The 3263-nt window shown below is 62.6% G+C and carries 4 protein-coding genes and 1 pseudogene; 1 reads left to right on the plus strand and 4 read right to left on the minus strand.

All coding sequences use genetic code 11. The features are described from left to right. Positions 1-99 precede the first annotated feature (99 nt). Together AC0L3X_RS45515 and AC0L3X_RS45520 are read right to left on the minus strand one after the other, a co-directional pair. Positions 100-420, minus strand: a complete 321-nt coding sequence (locus tag AC0L3X_RS45515) for a hypothetical protein (RefSeq protein WP_085398565.1) — start codon at positions 418-420, stop codon at positions 100-102. Between the two features lie 25 nt (positions 421-445). Continuing rightward, a complete protein-coding gene (locus AC0L3X_RS45520; protein ID WP_085398573.1) occupies positions 446-1543 on the minus strand; it encodes a DUF1236 domain-containing protein in 1098 nt (365 codons plus the stop codon). Positions 1544-1742: 199 nt separating this feature from the next. Here AC0L3X_RS45520 and AC0L3X_RS45525 point away from each other — a divergent pair, with 199 nt between their 5' ends. Next, on the plus strand, positions 1743-1970 hold the full coding sequence (locus tag AC0L3X_RS45525) for a hypothetical protein (protein ID WP_085398566.1): 228 nt from the start codon (positions 1743-1745) through the stop codon (positions 1968-1970). Between the two features lie 264 nt (positions 1971-2234). Here the strand turns inward: AC0L3X_RS45525 and AC0L3X_RS45530 are convergent, their stop codons facing one another. Both AC0L3X_RS45530 and AC0L3X_RS45535 read right to left on the minus strand, forming a co-directional pair. Further along, on the minus strand, positions 2235-2747 hold the full coding sequence (locus AC0L3X_RS45530) for a PRC-barrel domain-containing protein (protein WP_085398567.1): 513 nt from the start codon (positions 2745-2747) through the stop codon (positions 2235-2237). 137 nt (positions 2748-2884) lie between these two features. Beyond that, a pseudogene (locus AC0L3X_RS45535) lies at positions 2885-3190 on the minus strand (glycosyltransferase); the annotation flags it as partial. Positions 3191-3263: the final 73 nt, after the last annotated feature.

The following is a 3263-nucleotide window of genomic DNA, read 5'->3' on the forward strand; positions in this document are numbered from 1 at the left end:
CTCTCCTTCTTCTCGTGGCGTAGCGGCCGCGTTGTGGGGTCTCGCTTAATAAACGCCCGGGGGCGCCCCCCCCCCCGGGGGGGCCCCCTGAAGCATCGATTACCAGCGGCCGGTACCGAAGCTGAAGCCGATGCTCGGCCCGCCTCCGTAATAGCCGTACCCGCGATCGTAATAGCCCGGACCGCCGTAGGATCCATAGCTCCTGCGCACGACGTAGCTGTCGTCGTCGCCGTAGTAACGCTGCACGTAGCGGGGGCCACGGGTGCGGAAGCAGCGGCCGTAATCGTTGCAGACCAGGCGAACTTGGTCGACGTTTGCCGCTTCCGCCGATCCGACCGGGGTGGGATTGAGCGGAGCTGCCGAGGCCGCCGACGCCAGCATGGCGGTGGCGGCGAACGCTCCGAGAGCAATAGTCCTCATGTTCGCTCTCCTTCGTGTGACGAGATCAATCGATCTCTTCGATGACGCGACGTTCCTGCGGGTCGACGATGTAGGTGCGTCTATCCCGGTTGATGTACCGGTACTCCCGCAGGCTCGGGGCCTCGCGATAGACCTCCTCCGGGAAGGTCTCGACTTCCACGTCTTGCGGCAGGCGCTCGCCCCTCCGGATCTCGGTACGCACGGTGCTGCCGGTGGTCTGCCGCTCGCGCTCGACAGGACGCGCCTTGGCGTGCTTGCGGACGACTTCGCGATCGCGATCGCTGAACGTCACCTTGCGCTGTTCGGTGCGCGCCGGCGCGGCCGCCGTCGAGCGGCCGGAGTACGGGAGGACCGCGACGATCTGATAGCTCGAAGGCTCCACGATCACGATCTCATCCTTCACCAGCACGAAGTTGTAGCCTCTGTACTGCGGCACGACCTCGACGACCTCGGCAGGAAGCGGCTGCAGGCGGACATCGCGCGGCACCGCCGTGCCCACCGACAACGAGAAGTTCACGTTGTTGAGGGGTTGCACGTTCAGATGCGAAATCGACGTGCTGATCCGGGTCCGCTGCTGATCGTTGATGTTCACCGACGCGTTCACGTTGGTGTTCGAGGAACGATCGGCCGTATTCTGCTGATTGTTCGGCTGCTGCGCCGTGTTGGTCGAACCGCTACCCGTGGGCGACTGCGCCTGGTTGGTGCCCGAGGTGGGCGGATTGGCGCTCTGCGTCTGGGTGTTCGTGTTCGAAGGAGAATTGGTCTGCGCCTGGCTCGAAGGCGTAGTGGTCCGATTGGACGGCTGATTGGTCTGAGCCTGGTTGGTCGAGTTGTTCGAGGCCGGCGCCTGCGTGGTGTTGGTGCCCGAATTGGACGACCGGCCTGCGGCGCTCTGACCGGTCGAGGACGGAGACTGCGTCTGGGCCGAATTCGCCGAAGGATAGGCGGGCTGTGCGGATCCCGAGGATGAATTGGACGGGGTCGAAGAGGACGGCGTCGTGGATGTGGAATCCTGCTGACGCGTCGGCGGATTGGAGTTCGACGTACTCGGAGAGGACTGGGCAAAAGCGGAAGTCGCGATCGCGACTGCAGCGGTGGTAGCCAACAATAAACGCTTGTTCATCTGAACCTCCTTAATGCGGACGTCGAACAACCTCGGGCGGGACGCTGGGTTCCATTCCGGGAAAACTAGGCAATTCCGCGAGTTCCGTGTTTTCTGTTGTCCCGAAATGGTGCAGATCGCGAGAGTGGGAACTTCGGTCGCGCGGCGTCGTTGGCAATGACTACTTACGAGTTATTTTTCACTTTGAGGAGGACACACCATGAAGAAGCTTATCCTGTGCGGCGCTCTTGCCGCCTTCGCCCTCGGCACCCAGGCGGCCAGCGCCGCCGAGTTCTACATCGTGCGCGACGCCACCACCAAGAAGTGCACCATCGTCGACAGCAAGCCGACCACCACCACCACGACCGTCGTGGGCGACGGCGTCTTTAAGACCCGGGTCGAGGCGGAGTCCGCGGTCAAGACCACGAAGGTCTGCACCGAGCAGTAATAGCCGCGACGGCGTCAAGAGCCGTCTCTCAAGCGTTCTGACAGCGATTGGAGGAGAAAATGCCCGTACTGATTTTTTGGGCCGTTCCAGCCGTCCTGGTTGTTGGCGGCGTCGGCTATTTTCTGGTTCACATGCACTGAGCGGAAACCCCGTACGGATGAACGGCCCGCCCATCTGGGCGGGCCGTTTTTCGTTGCAGCACGTCCGTACACAAAAAAGGGCCCCGTAGTTGGGGCCCCAATTCGCCGAGAGCACTCGTCGCCCTTAGTTGTAGTCGGAATATTTGAACTGCGGGAGTGCCTTCAATTGCTCCTTGTTGCCGCTCATGACGGCGTGGTCAGGGACCCAATCGTTCGCGGTGCGGTTCGTCGTGGTTGTGGACGCGGTCCCGGTCGTGGTGGTCTCGCGCGACGTGGTCGAAGTGCCGCTCGAGCTGGTCCGGACCGGCTCTTCGACGAACTTCAGCTTGTCCATGGAGATGGCGATATCGTGCTCGCCCATGCCGAGGAAGCCACCGATGCCGATGACCACCGCGTTGATCTTGCCGCTCTTGTCGACGAGCAGTTCGTTGATGTCGCCGAGCTTCTCGTTGGCTTCGTTGTAGACATTCAAGCCCATCAGCTTCGAGGCACGCCAATTTCCCTTGAGCGCCATCTTATCGGCCGGCTGAGCGGTCGCCGCCGGCGCGGCGCGATCGGCGGGCTGTGTGGATTGTGCGAAAGCAGCGCCGCCGATCACGGCAGTGCCAAGCAAAGCGACGGCAAGAAAGCTTTTCATCGATGATCTCCTCCAACGTGACGCACCCGTTGGGATGCCGGCCTCAACGCCCCTAATTACCGCTTGTTCCCGATGCGGAACGGATTGCCAAGGATTCGATCGCGCCTGTCCGGCAAACTAGCCGCGGAACAGATCTCTCACGCGAGGCGTCCTCCGCGAGCGACCAGGTCGCGATATCGGGTCTCGTAGTCCTTCGCCATCCGACTTGCGGCGAAGCGCTCCTCGAACCGGGCGCGCACCACTCGTCTGTCCAGCCGGCCCAGATCTTTCACTGCCCTGATCGCCTGCTCCTCACCGTCGACGATGAAGCCCGTGACGCCATCCTCCACGACTTCCGGGACCGAGCCTGATCGATAGGCGATCACGGGTGTCCCGCAGGCCATCGCCTCGATCATGACCAGACCGAACGGCTCGGGCCAACCGATCGGAAACACCAGGCCCGCCGTTGGGCGGCTTTTCTTTTTCTACCGGCCGGCCCGGTAGAATGAAGACGCCCACTTACCTCAGGGCGTTTGA

The organism is Bradyrhizobium sp. MI1.7 (assembly GCF_055811795.1).